Annotated in this window: 10 protein-coding genes; 1 reads left to right on the top strand and 9 read right to left on the bottom strand. The window is 34.0% G+C overall.

The window, feature by feature from the left end; genetic code table 11:
* Positions 1 to 240: 240 nt before the first annotated feature.
* The 7 genes from N4T20_RS18605 to N4T20_RS18635 all read right to left on the bottom strand — a co-directional run bounded on the left by N4T20_RS18605 (position 241) and on the right by N4T20_RS18635 (position 9,314).
* Complete coding sequence (locus N4T20_RS18605) at positions 241 to 1,212, bottom strand: AraC family transcriptional regulator (protein WP_260670565.1); 972 nt, start codon at positions 1,210 to 1,212, stop codon at positions 241 to 243.
* Positions 1,213 to 1,499: 287 nt separating this feature from the next.
* Positions 1,500 to 3,152, bottom strand: a complete 1,653-nt coding sequence (locus tag N4T20_RS18610; RefSeq protein ID WP_260670566.1) for a HAMP domain-containing sensor histidine kinase — start codon at positions 3,150 to 3,152, stop codon at positions 1,500 to 1,502.
* Positions 3,153 to 3,374: 222 nt separating this feature from the next.
* On the bottom strand, positions 3,375 to 5,309 hold the full coding sequence (locus tag N4T20_RS18615) for an OmpA family protein (RefSeq protein WP_260670567.1): 1,935 nt from the start codon (positions 5,307 to 5,309) through the stop codon (positions 3,375 to 3,377).
* A 15-nt stretch (positions 5,310 to 5,324) separates the two neighbouring features.
* Positions 5,325 to 5,813, bottom strand: coding sequence for a type IX secretion system membrane protein PorP/SprF (locus tag N4T20_RS18620; RefSeq protein ID WP_313771878.1), 489 nt, complete (start codon positions 5,811 to 5,813; stop codon positions 5,325 to 5,327).
* 16 nt (positions 5,814 to 5,829) lie between these two features.
* Positions 5,830 to 6,807, bottom strand: a complete 978-nt coding sequence (locus tag N4T20_RS18625) for a hypothetical protein (RefSeq protein ID WP_260670568.1) — start codon at positions 6,805 to 6,807, stop codon at positions 5,830 to 5,832.
* 535 nt (positions 6,808 to 7,342) lie between these two features.
* Complete coding sequence (locus N4T20_RS18630) at positions 7,343 to 8,323, bottom strand: AraC family transcriptional regulator (protein ID WP_260670569.1); 981 nt, start codon at positions 8,321 to 8,323, stop codon at positions 7,343 to 7,345.
* A 4-nt stretch (positions 8,324 to 8,327) separates the two neighbouring features.
* Positions 8,328 to 9,314 (bottom strand): helix-turn-helix domain-containing protein, encoded by a 987-nt coding sequence (locus tag N4T20_RS18635; RefSeq protein WP_260670570.1) that lies wholly within the window; start codon positions 9,312 to 9,314, stop codon positions 8,328 to 8,330.
* A 551-nt stretch (positions 9,315 to 9,865) separates the two neighbouring features.
* On the opposite strand from N4T20_RS18635, the gene N4T20_RS18640 reads away from it, so the two are divergent.
* Positions 9,866 to 10,846 carry an AraC family transcriptional regulator gene (locus N4T20_RS18640; RefSeq protein ID WP_260670571.1) on the top strand — a complete coding sequence of 327 codons (981 nt, stop codon included), beginning with the start codon at positions 9,866 to 9,868 and terminating at the stop codon, positions 10,844 to 10,846.
* A gap of 47 nt (positions 10,847 to 10,893) precedes the next feature.
* Here the strand turns inward: N4T20_RS18640 and N4T20_RS18645 are convergent, their stop codons facing one another.
* Together N4T20_RS18645 and N4T20_RS18650 are read right to left on the bottom strand one after the other, a co-directional pair.
* Positions 10,894 to 11,898: a helix-turn-helix domain-containing protein gene (locus N4T20_RS18645; protein WP_260670572.1), complete on the bottom strand. Its 1,005-nt coding sequence runs from the start codon at positions 11,896 to 11,898 to the stop codon at positions 10,894 to 10,896.
* 391 nt (positions 11,899 to 12,289) lie between these two features.
* The gene (locus tag N4T20_RS18650) at positions 12,290 to 16,969 is read right to left on the bottom strand and encodes a hypothetical protein (RefSeq protein ID WP_260670573.1); all 4,680 of its coding nucleotides are present in this window, start codon (positions 16,967 to 16,969) and stop codon (positions 12,290 to 12,292) included.
* Between the last annotated feature and the right edge of the window lie 88 nt (positions 16,970 to 17,057).

Raw genomic sequence — 17,057 nt, forward strand, 5'->3', positions numbered from 1 at the left:
ATGATGAAGTAAATAGAAAGTGGCGCTATAATTCTCCGCTTTCGGTGGAGAGCTTATTAAAAGAGGGACTAAATGTCCCTCTTTTAATTCATTGTAGAATGAAACTTGAATTATAATTACCTTTCTTTATCTTTTTCTAGGATACTTTAAATGCACATTTATCCTTCCAAAAGCACTATTTTCTATAATTTGAATTTTATAAGTGCTTGCTCGAAAATGCCATAACAAAGCAGTTGAAATTTATTTCCTGTAGTATTTAGGAAGCATTCCAAATTTTTTTTTAAACATAATACTAAAATAGGATGGGTTGCTAAAATTTAACTCATTTGAAATTGTAGCTATACTTAAATCGCTTTCTTCAAGAAGTTCCTTTGCTTTAAAAAGCTTATTTTCTATAAAAAAATTATAGGATGTATATCCTGTAACTTCTTTAAATGATCTTTTGAACAGACTACTCGAAATACCGCAGTACTGCGAAAGATATTCAATTCCTGGAAATTGTTTATCTATATTTTTGAGCATATAATATTGTGCTTTGATTACTCTTTCTTCATTTCTTCTGCTGATTAATGAATTTTTAAGCATTTGTTCTGACATTTTTTTAATATACTCGGCAAAGAGCAGATAAACAGTGCCTATGACATCAAAATCATTAAAACCTCCCTGTTGTCGAAGTTTTTGGAGATCTCTGAGAAGTTGAAAACTTTCGCCACTGATCTGCTCATATCTTAAAGCATTGCTCTGACTATAATATTCATTAAAAAACGTTTTTTTTTCAAAGCCTTTAATGTTCTCAAGGTGTCTAGCAATCACTTCTTTTCTCATAAAAATACACAACACATCGACTTTCGTTTCTTTGTTTTTCGGTTCAACTTTCAAAAATCTATTAGTGCTAAAAAAATTGTATCCCCATCCTTTTATGATTTCGGACCCAATCTTAAATACTAGTTCCGAATTTTCATCAGAAATAGTATAATAAAGACACACAAAATCATCTTTAGAACTTTTACTTGCTAACTGAATTGTATCGGTGCAGGTTTCATCTATATAGAACACTCCTATGTCCTGTTCAACTTCTACAAAGTAGCTGTAAGAATTATTATCTGCACTGAAAATTCCCAAAAGGCCTTTTTCACTCTGCTTCATTGGCTCCCTAAGGATTGAAACATTCTGATCTAAACCTTGAACATCATTCTGAAACTCTTTTTTCATTTCATTTTACTATTAATTGCAAAGTCACTAGTACTATTTCTCATTGCCCAAAAATTCTTGTGGAATACTTTTTTCAATCACAGAATAATGACCAATTTAATTTGCAAAATAGCGTATAAAAAAAACAGTCTGGTATAGATCAAAAGCCTATGTTTTTGTAGTGCAAATTCTACGTTACGCAAAAAAAATCTGAAGAGAATTATTTTAGTTCCGAACAGTAAGCATTACAGATAAATTAATAAAAAAACATTAGTAGAACTGTTCTTTTCGCCGAAGAAACTTCAGTTCTAAACCACATTCAAAATCAAATTGAAAATAACCTTTGTTCCAATACCAATCTGACTTTCAATATTAATTTCTCCATCAAATAATTCAACTATTTCTTTGCATAAATTTAGCCCCAAACCTACTCCTAAATCTTTGACATTTTCTGAAACAGTTCCCTGATAATAAGATTGGAATACATTTTTTAGATCACTCTCTGAGATTCCTATCCCGTTATCCTTAATTCCAACTTTCAGATTAAGTTTTTTATCTTCTATAAGTTCAAAATCAACAGCAATTGATATTAATCCGTTTTTTGTGAATTTATTTGCATTTCCAATCAGATTATAAAAAAGCTGATGAATCTTTATAAGATCAGAACTGATTTCGTAATTGGATAGTAAGTTAGATTCTACTTCAATTTTGTTTCCCTTGCTTTCTACAAGGGAACTTATTGACACAATAATTTGATCAATTTCATCTACTAATTTAAATGTTGTTTTGTTTAATTTCAATGTACGATTTTCATCTTTTGAATATTCCAGAATCTGATTTGTGAGCAGAAGCAATGAATTTGTTGTAAACTGAATCGATTTAAAGGATTCTTGAATTTCCTGATCTTTTATAGAAGAACTTATCATTTTACTATACATAGAAATTATGCTCAGTGGAGATCTAATTTCGTGGCTTATCATACCCACAATTCTGTTTTTAAAACTTAGATTTTCTTTTATTTTCAAATGAGCAGCAGTAAGTCTTGTTTCATATTGAAATGAAATTGTGGTAAAACTGAAAATTAAAATTGATAATACTAACATTATTACAATCAAAATGGCAATCGTGTAACTTCTGACTATTTTATTGGAGTCTGAGCTATCCTGTAATTGTTTTTGATTATTATCTTGAAGAATACTAATCGAATCGCTGTAAGTTGGCAACAATTTTCCTTCTATAGTAAGCAAGCGGTTATTGAGTTCCATTAATCTTGCATCCTGGTTTCTTAAATTGGCAAAATTATTTTTTAGGTTTTTAAATTGCTGTCCATAATAATCGTAAGTCGTATTAAATATGTTCGCCATTTGCTCTTCAATACTTCCGGTTACAATTTTATTATTATACTTCATTGTAATAGTTGTATTTACCTGTTCCTTCTGAACTTCACTTTTTCCTGCTAATGCATTTCCTAATCTTGCAAACAGTCCTTTTTTTGTAACGCTGTCTGTTTTTACATAAGATTCTGTTTTAATGCTATCTAAAATCTTCTTGTACTCAAATTTATCCAGCACAAATAATTTTGATATCTTATTTTTATCAGGATTAATCTGCAAATCGATAATAGAATCAATATTTGCTTTTAATACCTGAATATTTACTTGCGATTTATTCCTTTCAATTAAAATTTTCGCAAATTCTTCATTGTTATTCGATATTAGATTTAAACTATCAATCAGATTGTTTAATCCGTTAAGAGAAGCTATATATTTTTCTAACGATTTCTTATCATTTTGCACTTTATAATCGTTAAAATTCTTTTGAGAATTAATAAATGAACGATTTATCTTATTTGTAAAATGAGCTATTTTATTCAAAGTGCTCGCAGAATCTAAAGCTTCTTCTGTTTTAGATTGATTAACTTTTTCGCTGTACCAAATTGCGATAACAATTATTTGCAACAAAATGACAGCAGTTAACAAAGCGTAATGAATTAGCCTTCTATGTTTAAATTTAAACTTAAAAAAACCAAACACATTATGATATAAACGTCTTACTAGCAAAACATTAAATTTTAAAATAAAAAAAATATTATGACAAAAGCTTCGATATTAAATCGAAGCTTTTTATTGTTTAATTTAGAAAGATAATGCAAACCAAATTGCATCAATAAAAGTACCTAGTTCCTAAATTTTTGTGATGATAAACTCACTTCTTCTGTTGGCCTGATGTTCCTCTTCAGTACAAGGAGTGGCAACTTTACCTTCACACTCACAATGGTTTACCAATTTCGATTCGCCATATCCTCTACCTGTTAATCGGTTTGGTGCAATACCATTTTTAATTAACCATTGAATAGTTGATTTGGCTCTTCTGTCAGACAATGCCATATTGTAGGCTTTCGAAGCACGGCAGTCTGTATGCGAGCGAATGTCGAGTTCCATTGTTGGATTTTCATTCATGACTACCAAAATTTTCTCTAAATCCAAAGCGGCTTCAGCACGAATATTTGATTTGTCCAAATCAAAGTATATGTTTTTTATATTGAAGCATTTTCCTAAATCATCTCCGACAACAACTCTGCATTTTGATTTTTCAAGTGAAATTGACAGTGATAAACTTGTTTTTCCGCTTATCTCAGGTATTGCGATAGCCACTTCTTTGGTAGTGTATTCTGGTTTTTCGGCCCTTACATTATAGTGCTTCCCACAATCTACCGTGAAATTATATTTTCCTGAGGCATCAGCCAGCATTGAATTTTTCAATGATAAATCGTTCATTTCAAACAGACTAACTTTTGCGCCCGGCAAGATAATTCCAGTTTCGGCATCTGTGATCACTCCGTTTAATTCCTGTGTACATTTTTTCTTCTCAAAACTATAGATGTCATCAGAACCTTTTCCTCCAACTTTGTTAGAAGAAAAATATCCCTTTCCTGTAACCGTATTGATGATGTATGCAAAATCATCCTGAGCCGAATTAATATCAGCTCCCAAATTTTGAATGTTACTTACGGCACCTTTGCTATCAATACTTCCGGAAAAAATATCCAATCCTCCAAGTCCCGGATGTCCGTCTGATGCAAAATAAATTTCATTTGCATCTGTAACATAAGGAAAACTTTCTCTTCCTTTGGTATTGATCCCTGACCCCAGATTTACCGGAGTTCCGTACATATCATTTCCGTTGATGCTTACTTTAAAAATATCCGAATCTCCTAGAGTTCCGGGCATATTCGAAACAAAGTATAGTGTTTTTTCATCTGGACTTAAAGCAGGATGCGCTACACTGTAATCATTACTATTGAATGGAAGTTCTTTAACGTTTCCCCATTTGTCTCCAACTTTGGTAGCTTTGTATAATTTAAGCAATATTATGTTTTGCTTGTTCATGCGTTTTTTACCATTCATATAGTTGTTTCTGGTAAAATATACGGTTTGACCGTCTTTTGTAAATACCGGAGTAGATTCATTGTACTTGGTATTCAAGTCGCCTCCAAATTTAGACGGAGTACCAAATGAACCGTCATCTTTTAGATCGGCTTCATATAAGTCGGTACAATTTTCACCGTTCCATTCATTCATTTTGTTATTCCCGCGTGCAGAAGCAAATATTATTTTTTTGCCTAAAACGGCACTTCCATAATCCGATTTATCAGAATTAATTCCTGCATCTTTAACGGTAAACTTGCCAGAGTTTTTTTTGATGGCATCAAGATAATTTTTTTGATCCATAGCCATTACTGCTCTGGAATCTTGCTTATCCATTTTTGAAAACTCTTTTAAAACTTCATCTGCCTTAGCATAATTCATGGTAGCTTTGAGGGACTGCGCGTAGCGATAGTAATATTCTGCTTCCTTGCTGTCCGGCAGCGCAAAAAGTTCGCCATACCACTTGGCTGCATTTGCATAATCTGCCTGAAAATAATAAGCGTTCCCTAATTTCTTCAGCATATCAGCTGATTTGTAGCCCCGCTCAAATACTTTTTCATATACTTTAACAGCGTCTACATAAGCACATTTTTCGTAATCATTATTTCCTTTTTTCATTTGATTCTGCTGTCCGTAAGAACCATAAGCAAATAAGAATGCTACTGCTAAATACTTTATTGATTTTTTCATAATGTTATAGCGTTTTTAAAAGAATCTTGGTGAAACAAAACCTACTCCTTTTTTAAATATTTCAAACCTTAAGAACAACTCGTGCGAACCTGAATTGTAATGCGTCAGATTGGTGGTTTCCCTATCATATCCATATCCTATAAACATACCTCTAGTAACCTGAAAACCGGCCATGGCACTCACTGCTGCTCCCCATCTCCAAGCACCTCCAACAACAAATTTTTCGCTAAACATAAAATTACCGGATAAATCAAGCTGTAAAGGCGCACCCTGAGTGGCTTTTAATAAAAAAGCAGGCTTAAATTGAACGTTATCTGACAAATCAAAAACGTGCCCTCCAATTAAGTAGAAATGCATTTTGTCCAGATAAATTGCACGGTCATTATCTGCATATTTATTGGTTTGTAAAAAAGCCGGAACTGATATTCCGATATATGTTTTATCAGAATGCAAATAAACTCCAGCCCCAACATTTGGACTAAACTCATTATTAACAGATGCCAAATTTACATCTGCAGGATCACGCACCCGTAGCTCCTGCTGCACCAGTAATTCCCGAAACAAAGTCAGCTTGTGTCTTATTCTCGTTGCCCGGAATTTCTTTCCAGATTTCAAATGCTGATTTTCCGTCCGCACCCGTAGCTCCTGCTGCACCAGTAATTCCCGAAACAAAGTCAGCCTGCGTTTTATTCTCGTTGCCTGGAATTTCTTTCCAGATATCAAACGCTGATTTTCCGTCGACTCCTGTGTCTCCTTTAATTCCTGTTAGAGGAACCCATTTATTTTTATCTTTTGGATCTCTTACGTATACGATACCTGTCGAATAATCAATATACATTTGAACCGTTTCGTCAAGAGCTGGAGTGCCTGAAGTTCCCGGCATTCCGTTTCCTCCGTTGATACCGTTTTTGCCATCAATGCCATTTGTGCCATTAATAGGCAGCCAGCTTGCAGGTTTAGAAGGATCTGCACCTGGTGCAAGTATATATACAGTGCCTGTAGACTGATCAATATAAAAATTTGAATTGCCCGGTACGGCAGAACCCGCCGTTCCAGGCGCTCCATTACCGCCGCTAATGCCAATATCACCCTTTGCCCCCTTTACAAGAGACCATGCTTTATCAGCCGGATTATAGATCCACAGGCCGGAGTCGTTTGTTACAAAATTAACGCCTTCTGCGGGTGCGCCTGGAAGTCCTGAGCCTGGCAGATCTGGCGCACCCGTTTTGCCAGATTGGTTTTCTATAAGCCTAACCCATGTGGCTACGCCATTTGCATCTGTAAGCAATACTTTTCCAACACCTTCAGAGCCGTCTTTAATTATTAGTTTGCCTTGTCTGTTTACAGAAACCTTATAGCCGTTAGCCCCTTCTACCTCAAGATTAGCATTTGCATCTATCTTTGTAGGGTTGCTCCCGATTTTTACCTGAGCATGGGTTTCGAAGCTGTAAAACAAGCCTAACGCAGCAATAAACCTAAAAACATTGTAATTTTTCATAGTATCAATTTACCCCCTTTACTTAATAATATATTCAACCGCCTTCAAACACACCGCTCTACAAATCTGCAACTGCTTATTAAAAACATCTCTTTTATTTTCATTTATCACTTTCATCTTATGTACTTTTTCTTCATTTATAATTGATTTTACTTCTACTTCTAAAAAATATTCTTTTCAATATGCGCTATGACTTTTTTAAGTCTGAATTTTTAATCTTTTTATGGTGCCCATTATGATTTCTTTATTTATCTTTCAGAATCATAACTTCCACACTCTCTTACAAATACTTCGGCAAAACTACAACCAATGAAGAGCTCGAGATGGTTAACATCGGGCGAAAAAAAATAAGGATAAGGCACAATATTATTTTAGATTGGATGCAAAAAACCGTTGTCTTTAAAAACATAAACAACTCAACCACAACACACTGCACCACACTATTATCTATAGTAAGGTTTGACTCATGAAAAAATATGAGATTTTGGCAAAAAAAATTGTCGGGTTAATTTTTTTGATTTTTTACATTTTAAATTTAGATTTTTCCTTCTGCTTTTTTTACAAAATCGGCAGAAGCTTTTCTTCCAAAAATTTCGGAATACTTAGCATTAAAGCAACTTAAATCTTCAAAATTGAGCATTATGTAAATCTCCCGAATGGTTGAAAAAGCCCCGCTTTTTAGCAGTTTGCTAGCCTGAAGCATCTTTTCCTTAATAAAATATCTATATGGGGTTTCGTCGTACAAAGCTTTAAAGTTCATTTTAAACAAGCTCTCAGATGTACGAGACATTCGGGCTAAGGCTTTCAAGCCTGGAAATTTTCCATAAACATTCTTAATTAAAAAATCATGGGTATCTCTCAGTGCCTGTTTTTGAGAACTACGCATCTCTTTTTTAGTTGGATGGGTATAGGTATCAATGAAGTTTGCCAATAATTTCATTGTTATCCCTTTTAAATATAATTCAAAATCGGTATCAAATACAGATCTGACTTTGAGCGTATTAATTAGAATTTTGCTTTGCGCATTAAGATGATTATAAAACAAAATCCTTTTTTCAATATTCTTTAAGGATTTATCTTTTTTTATAAGGTAATCTATGAGCTTACTTCTGTCTATTAATATTCGCACGGTAAAAATCCTCCTGTTTTTTAAAGGCTGAAGAACACTTCCTACAGCGCTATGAAAAACAGAAAAACCTGATGTAACATTCAATCCTAACTCACAAGACGAGTCATTTATCAAATTGACACGATTTATTTTCTCGCTTAAATCAAAATGCAGGATATACAAATCATTATGAGAATCTAATCTTTTTACAACTATATCATTTGTAAATATTGCATCTATGACCACAACCGAAACTCCTTTTGTAACTGGCAAGAAATACGATGTCCCAGAACCAATATCTGGAGGGAATATGATAATTTTATCGTTGATAACGTTCGCATCAATATCTTTTGCACATTTATGATACCAATCTATGTCATGCGAATAGCTATGTTTTAATTCTTTCATAATATTACAATTGAAGTGAGTATAATTTTGGAAGTATGCCAAATTTCTTTTTGAATTGGGCACTGAAAAAAGTAAGGCTTCCAAAGTTTAACTGATCTGAAATCTGGGTTACCGTCAACTCTTTTTCTTCCAGAAGATGTTTTGCTCTGACAAGTTTGTTATCTATAAAGAAGGAATTTGGCGACATATCTGTCATTTGATAAAATAGTCTCTTGAATTTTGATTCTGACATACTTGCTTCCAATGCCAAAAAACTTATTCCAGGGAATTTTTTTTCTAAATTCTCAACCAAATAGCGCTGTGCTTGAATAATGTTGCGTAAGTCTTTTTCATTAATGCTCCTAATTACAATTCTATTGTTTGACAGCTTACTTAAATATTCTGATAGCAGGATATTCACAGTACCAATCATATTAAGATCAAAAAGAATATCGCCTACTTCTTGGTTTCGCAAATCATCTAGGATATGGAAACTGACATTATTCATTCGATCCCACTCAATATAATCTTGTTTTGAGGGATTTAATATTTTGCTTATTCCTTTACTTTTAAGGCCTAATCCATTTTTTTTTATGAGTAATTCTATTGCCTCTTTTTTTATGAAAATGCAAAACAAAAAAACTCGGCTTCCGGCCTTAACTTCAAACTGAAACGTTGAAGAGCTATCAATACAAGCTAGATTGTACGCCCAAGAACCGACAGTATCAGAATCGTCTCCACATGAAAACTTCGCTTCCGATTGTGAAAGATTAAAATACAATCCTAAAAAATCATGTTTGAGATTTTTTTGGATTAAGCATAAGTCAGACTTATACTCTAGATCTAAATATAATGCAACAATTCCCTTTCCACATTTTAAATAATATCGTGGTCCAGTGCTAATTTCTTCTGGAACGACAATAAAATTTCCTTTTACCTTTCCTCCATATTGCTTTGCGACAGAATGCACCCATTCTAAGTCCGCCCCATAATGCTGAGTAATTCTTTTCATAAATTTTTAGAAAAAAAACTTGCTTTTATTCTTTACATAGGGGGCGGCTATAGTAAAGGATAAAAAAAATTAGTAAAAAATCTGCTGTTATTTGAAGGGCAAATTTAAGGTGTACCTAAAATTCAAGAGTCTAGAATTAAGCCATAAAAACATTGCAATAAGTCCAAATAAAAAATACATATAACCAAAACCTTACAAAAAAACAATCAAAATACATTGATTACCAACAACTTAAAAAATAACCACAACTTTTATTCATAACTTTGAAATAAGCCAATCTTTATTCTTTTAGAAATCTAAAATGAAAAACACAATAATTTACACCTCCTTGTATCACGGTATGTCTGAAATAGTTTAAAACCTATTCTTAATCGAACATAAATCAATAATAATCAATACTTTATATTTATATTTTTACTAAATTTGAGAATAATATGCGAGCATATCTCTCCATTATTAAAAATTTATAACAATTGTAATATTGCCCTAGAATCTTTTTATGCAGTTGAGTTTTAAACTTTTTATATTGTATGTCAAAAGGCTTAGAAAAGATGAAAACAATTGAACATTCGTTTGGTGCAGATTTAACTTGGGTTAAACCATATACTGAGAGTCTTAACGGAAAAATAGAAGGTAATTTTATTGTCGTTCCAGAAGAAATTAATACTGGCGTGAGATATTTTTTAGACTGCGGAGACGGTGTTACTGCACTCTATATTGATGTAAAGTATAATACTGAAATTCTTTTTCTACAGAAAAACACAAAAGATGATTTTGTCGGAATTTATTATGATCTTACTCACGGAGAAGCCAACATCAGTAATAATTACTTTTTATACAATCTTGGCTGTTATGGCTATAATTTGTCGATTATTGACAGCATATTGGATACGCAGTATCATGTAAAAGAAGGAACAAGAACTTTTGCACTCTGCATTTTTATAAAAAAAATTAACATAAAAAAATATGCCGAGAAACATCATCTTTTTCGAGATCAAATTGATAAGATTATGGATCCCGAAAAAAATGTTTTTATAAAATTTGACAGGATTTCATTTAAAAGCAATCTTATTTTAGAAGAGTTTCGTAAGGCTAAACCATTGGGCAGCACATTTGATCTCAGCTTAATTGCTACTGCACATTTATTGGTTTCTGACTATCTCGACCAAATGCTAAAGAATAGCATTATTGTAGAAAAAGTAAACCAAATCGATTTTTTAAGTATCATACAAACTCAGGATTTTTTAATACAAAATGGCAATAAACCTTTTCCGTCAATAGGCACGATCGCAAGAGAAGCTAATATGTCCGAATCAAAATTTAAAAAACTTTTTTGCAAAATTACCGGCCTTACGCCAAATGTTTTTTTTATGACCAACAAAATGCATAGAGCGAAGGAACTTCTATCGGAAGAAAAGCGAACTATTTCTGAAGTAGTTGATGAACTGAATTTTGGAGATTACTCCTATTTTATTTCAAAATTTAAAAAGCACTATGGCGTTTCTCCTTACACCTTTATTAGAAAAGCGTAAAATAAAACGGCAAATGATGTTAATTAAATTTTGCAGCTCTGCTAACCTTACTCCTTAATTTTATCATACTTTCTTATAAAATCTTCACTTGGCTTTCTTTTAAAAAATTTGAGATATTTGACCGTAAATTGATTTGAACTTGAGTAGTTCAATTCTTCGATAATTTCATTCAAAGTTTTATAATCTCCGCTTTGTAAAAGCTTGTTGGCCAGTATCATTTTTTCTTGGGTAAAAAAGTCATGCGAGGTTGTTTGAAAAAGTTTTTTAAACAAAATCTTAAATCTTGTTTCGCACACGCCTGCTATTCTTGCGAGAAACTGAATGGATGGAAATGACTGATGAACATTTTCAGACAGGTACTCTCCTGTTTTTAATATGCCTTCTCTTTCTGAAACCGTCATCTCATTACTCTCTTCTTGTGGTTTTGCAAGGATAAGCAAAACATTGGCTAGCAACTTTAAAGCAATGCCCTTAATATGTACATCGAAAGAAGTTTCTGTAACAGGGATTTCGCGTAAATTGGCCAGCATCAGCAAACTTTCACTGTCAATATCTGAAGAATAGAAAAGTTTCTTTTTTGAGAATTTAATTTTTTGAAGCATATTTTCGCTTTCAGGATTGTTTTCTATTAGCTCATTCATCAGTTTCTTGTCCACAAAAAGCCGAACTACAAAAACTCTTGATCCTATTGCAGGTTCAAAATAGTACTGCTGCTGATTATTAAAAATAGACAAGCCCAGTTTTACAGCGTTTCCAACTGTCTTATTCTTATTGCGAATAGCTATATTGTTTTCTCCTTCGCTTAAATCAAAATGAAAAACATATCGTTCAATTTCGTCTTCAATCCGATCAATTTTTAAGGGAGCTGCCAATACAAAATCCATTAGAACTGCAGCAATACCAGGAACAATCTGAATAAAAAAGGTAGATCCGCGACCCAAAGTTTCGGGAAAGGTTATAATCTTGTCATCAATAAATTTTCCCTGAAGTTTTCGGGCCATTTCTTCCTGCCATTCAGGTGTTAGGCAATAGAATTGATTTTTTTTATACATAAGTTATCATTTAAACGAATGAAACATAGCTAAAACCATAAAAAAGCAGAAAGAACGTAAACCGTAGATAGACGGGGAAATAATATTCAGACTTTATTTTTTTTAAATCCATCGGCTATTTTTAAGTTATTCACCTAACAAACAACCGATTACAAAACACTAATTTACAAATTTTCTTTAAATGTTTTATCTTTTTGAAAGAATGACGTAAACCTTCTTGATGCGATTAAAAAGAGAAGGTTTTAATTAAAGTATGGGACGATAATTCTTAACGGCCAATTAAGAAAAAATGAATAGCTGCTAAAATGCAAAACCCCGTTTGAACGTTATCAAACGGGGTTTGTTTTTATGCTAAAATACAACCATAGGGTTACAATTTCTCTTCTAGAATTTACCTAAAGTTATTATTGTTTCTAAACTTATAAACGAATTCGTTTGCCTGTTTATTTCCTGGCAGATTGTACTTCATTAGTATTTCGTAATTTCCATAACGCATGAATTGGAAATTGCTGTTTATAAATCTCTGAGCAAGCGCTGCAATGCTAGGCTCTCCATTAATATAAGAATTAACTATCTGATTGTTCAAATCAACCCAATCCTGCTTATAAAGCAATGGCATATTATATTTGTACGGAAAATTACCTTTTGTCCATGACTGATTAATATCGTTCTCTATACTAGTCATATAATAGGCGCTAAGCGGTATTGCTTTGGCAGGAATAACTCCAAACTCGCTCGTATCTCTATTGGTTATAGTGAAATTACCGTTTAAAGGATAATCTTTGTACAAATACGGATAAATATCTGTTGTGTAATACTGGTCATTTAATTTAGATTCTGCTGTTACGACAGGTTTATTATCACTATAAGCTACTCCTACAAGCTCAACTATGTCAAATGCTTCCTGACTAGAAATCGTATTGCTCAAATAAATTACGTCTGAGTAAAGCACTCCAAAGTTGTAGCTCTGCGTGTTAATTGCATTCATTTTAGATCCAAAAGTTTTGTACTTGCTCGTACTGAATGAATAGCTTAAACGGTCAATGGTTCCTTCTGCTTTGGATAAAGCATCGGCTTGGTTTTCTTTTATTTGTATATCATTACCCTCATTGCTAATCGTATTTGTTTTTGTACTAGAACTTGTGTTTCTGTTTGCATTCTGCTTCAAACTACTTACGATTGAAAAATTGTATTTCTTTTCCTGATCGATATTTGGCAAGTTATAATATACTTCATTCGAGCTTGTATCATAATTAAATGCTACAGCTTTTGAGTTCGAAGTTCCATCTTGATCCATCTTAATGCTGGTCTCCCAACTTGAATCTTCAAACAAGTAGTCCTGCCCGCGCTTAAGCTGAATATATCCTTTTGGATATTCTTCTTCAAGGAAATACTTCTGATCTACAATCGGATATGAATATTTAATATTAGTAAGCGGAATATGGTTTGGCGCTCCACCTGTTGTAAAAATTCTTTCTTCATATTCGGTTGCTACTTTACCGTCTACTTTTATGGGCTGAAAAGAACCATTTACCATTTTCTGGAAACTCACCTCAACCTGAACTTTCAATTCTTTATGCGGAGGAAGAATATCTGTTGAAACAAAATTGACTCTGTCTTTCATACTTGTCCATTCAAAGGTTCCAGGAATTTCTTTTGTTCCGTCAAACACTTTAAATTTCTCTAAAATTACTTTATAGGTCACATCTCCAGCATCTTCAGGAATTACAAAGGCTTCGTTTACTTTCATAGAAAATGCGGCTTGCGGTACGGCAAAAACATCTACATCTGAAGAACTTTGTTTTGGAGTTACATCTGTTATCAGTTTTATGCCTCCAAGCGGCGATGCATTTTCAAATTGGCATTCTTCTCCAATTTCAAATTTAAAACGGAATTTTCCTTTGATCAATCCTCCTAAAATATTCATGTTTCCGGCCATATAACCTCGCATCCAAACTGGATTTGGGAGTTTTGCCTGCAATAAAACAGCGGCAGCTCCTGAAATTATAGGAACTTTTAATCTTAAGAATGATAATTTAACTCTAATTCCAAGTTCTCCCTGCAGATAAGCGTAAGACTGCCCGTTGGCGTACCAGCCATTTATCCCCACAGTTTTTCCAGTGTTAGAACATCTGGCTTCTTGATAATCTTTAAGCATAATATCAAATCCCATTCCTGCTTGAAAACGAGCATAAAACAGTAAAAAGCTTAAATCTCCAGTATCAAAATCTAAACTTGCTCCAAAGGCCAAACCTCCTCCATTTGCTAATGCATTCTCATCACGCATATAGTCGAGCTCTTTATAATCGACACCTAAAATATTCGCTACTTTTGCGGGCGGCGGCGGACTTCCAGGAAGCAATGTTCCTGCCATAAAATAACTTGTGGTTTTTAAGAACATTCCTGCTACCCCAATTTTAACACCGCATCGATCATCTGGCGTTCCCATGTACATATACCAATCTTGCGGATCTTTATGGAAAACTCCCCAACCTGCTCTTCCGCCTTCTCCAATTCCAGAAAGGAAATTACCTGGCGTATTGATATATACATCCATTGTCCCATGCATCGAATGGTTTTGAAAATCAAATTCGATAGCAGATGCCATTTTTATTCCTACTGCATCTGTTAAGGGCTCTGGTATCGCTTCTTTTGCTTTCGGAAGAAAGGCACTCACAAAAGAACCTACCAATTCACCTGTACTCATATTCAAAAGGCTCTTCTTTGCAGTCAAATTAGATTTTACTTTTTGGACTAAAGAAGCCATATCTCCCAATCCTTCTATTTCGGCCATCACTTTTGCTTTACCAAAAATCGCTAGCCTGTTTACACCTCCTTTTGAGTTAAAAGCGATTTCGAATCCAGCTTCACCATTGCAAACTTTCTCAGAACCGACAAAAAAGTAAATTAAGGCTTTAACCCCTAAATTTATTTTCTCGTCTGGTCGATAACTTAGCCCTGAAGGAGAGAATTCACTAATGGCTATGTCCTCATTTCGACGCATTTTATAGTAGGCGCCACCAGCAAAACCATTGATCATAAAAGGCGACGGTGTGGTATGAATTTTTACAGACGCATCAAAATACCAATATCTAAAACTCGTGCGTCCGAAAATAGCTTTTGCCTTTACATTGACTACCTCTGCAACATCAACTTCCAGATCAGCATTAAATCCGTTTCCATAAACAGGATCTTTTTCCATGAGGATAAGACTTCCGTTAATGGTAAGTCCGCTAAACTTGCAATTAACGCTTATAGCCGAAACATCCAATCCGTTATACTTGCAGCGCTGCCTATACCCATCATCAACCATTTTGCCTAAGATCCCAATTCTTGCGGTAGCTCCAGCACCGCTATTTTCATCCATCAAATTGATTCCCAAATCAAAATCGATTCTCGAATCATCTCCATTAATGGCCACATTTATATTACCGATGGAAACAGGGAAATTACCAAAGGTAACCATACCTTTATACCCCATATTTCGAACTGAAATAATTGGCGAAACGGTCTGCAATTGCAGATTTTCAAAAGAAATTCCTTTAAAATCGACGGTCTTTTTCCCTTCTACAGCATCATCATCTGTTGCGGCTTTGTTCGTACCAAATGAAACGGATCCGTTTAGATTGGCTTTAGGCAAAAATTTTCCGTTTTTTAATTTTAATTCAATAGAACTATTAGGCAGCAGCAGTGCTCTCGCTTTCCAAATATCGAAAGCAATTGAATCTTTTGTCACTACGACCAACTGCTGTTCCTCCATTGATATAAAACCATTGTATTCTAATCCCGCTCTATTCGTTTGCGGGGCTTTTTCAGGTTTTGCGGCACTTGCAGGAGTTGCAGGTGCAGGAGTCGCTGGTTTTTCTTTTTTCTCTTGCGCGACTTTACTAATTGGCAAAAGAATCTGACCTCTTAAATTTGCTTTTACAAAAGTATTGGCCGCAATAGTGACATCGATATGGTCTAATGAATAAGCCCAAGATTTTTCCTGACTCGTAATACCGCGATCTAACGGAAAAACATTATCTGCATAAAAAGTTCCCGAAACTCCAAACTTATCAATAATAAGATTTTGGGCCCCTACATGAATTCTTTCTTTACTTGAAGCTGTATCTGTGGTTTGAAATTCTTTTGGCAGGCCTACATCAAAAGTCTGGACAAATACTCCTTTCCATGCTTCCTGACTTGGTGCTAAAAGTGCATTTTTTGCATAATACTCCGGAAAAACTACGGTAGGATTATTTCTTAAATCGCTTAAATCTAAAACGGCATTACTGACTAAAAACTGAAAATTACCTTCAAAATCTTTCCCGTTGCGCTTGTCTTTCATAACAAAAGGCTGCAGCGTCACATTGACTAAAATATCATTCCAACTGCCTGCCAAGAAGTTAAACTCTCCTCTAACACGATTAGGAATCTGAGCTGTTTTTCCGTTATAATAGGTTTTAGGAACTGTTGCTTTTTTCTCATCGACTGTTTTGGTTACTGGATCAATTGGAAGTATTAAATCCCTTGAAAACTCAACTGCTCCTGAAATTTTCATTTCTTTAAAACCGTCGCAGTCAATTGTGACATAGGTTAAGTCATCATTCACATTGCCAGTTGCCATATCAAAACCGCCATATAGAGATACTTGCCATTTATTGTCGCTAAAAGGAATATCGACATTGCCTAGCAATACTAATTTGGCTTCGCCTATAATACCTCCTTGATGCGATAACTTAACATTATTTGCACCAAAGAAAAGCTGCATCGGCTGTCCGTTTTTATCTTTCTGCGGAATATCAACTCGACAGAAAACAGTCAAAGTGGTATATTCTGGCGTAAAAGTAGCCTTTGTAACTCCAATAGAATACTGAACGTTACTTATGGTTTTTCTAATACCAATTGGGAGCTCTACCAAATCTTCATTCGAAAATTTATCTACCCATCGGTCAGAAGCTTCAATCTTTTGTATAGAACTCGAAGCCGCACTTAATTCTTTAGGAGGTGCAATATCCTGCCCATAAGAAAAAACAACCGACAATAAGATCAGTAAGGCTGCAAAGTGTATTTTGTAATTCTTTTTCATAAGCAAATCATTCTGTTTTTTTGAAAAATAAAGCATACTAACTTCTTTTATATTTTATGCGCTCTTTGGCTATATAGCGCATTTTCTT

The sequence above is a fragment of the Flavobacterium sp. TR2 genome, assembly GCF_025252405.1.
GTDB lineage: Bacteria > Bacteroidota > Bacteroidia > Flavobacteriales > Flavobacteriaceae > Flavobacterium.

Excerpts from the sequence above, each read along its gene's own strand:
- N4T20_RS18605 (WP_260670565.1), bottom strand. The coding sequence starts at position 1,212 with ATGAAAAAAGAGTTTCAGAATGATGTTCAAGGTTTAGATCAGAATGTT.
- N4T20_RS18615 (WP_260670567.1), bottom strand. The coding sequence starts at position 5,309 with ATGAAAAAATCAATAAAGTATTTAGCAGTAGCATTCTTATTTGCTTAT.
- N4T20_RS18625 (WP_260670568.1), bottom strand. The coding sequence starts at position 6,807 with ATGAAAAATTACAATGTTTTTAGGTTTATTGCTGCGTTAGGCTTGTTT.
- N4T20_RS18630 (WP_260670569.1), bottom strand. The coding sequence starts at position 8,323 with ATGAAAGAATTAAAACATAGCTATTCGCATGACATAGATTGGTATCAT.
- N4T20_RS18635 (WP_260670570.1), bottom strand. The coding sequence starts at position 9,314 with ATGAAAAGAATTACTCAGCATTATGGGGCGGACTTAGAATGGGTGCAT.
- N4T20_RS18640 (WP_260670571.1), top strand. The coding sequence starts at position 9,866 with ATGAAAACAATTGAACATTCGTTTGGTGCAGATTTAACTTGGGTTAAA.
- N4T20_RS18645 (WP_260670572.1), bottom strand. The coding sequence starts at position 11,898 with ATGTATAAAAAAAATCAATTCTATTGCCTAACACCTGAATGGCAGGAA.
- N4T20_RS18650 (WP_260670573.1), bottom strand. The coding sequence starts at position 16,969 with ATGAAAAAGAATTACAAAATACACTTTGCAGCCTTACTGATCTTATTG.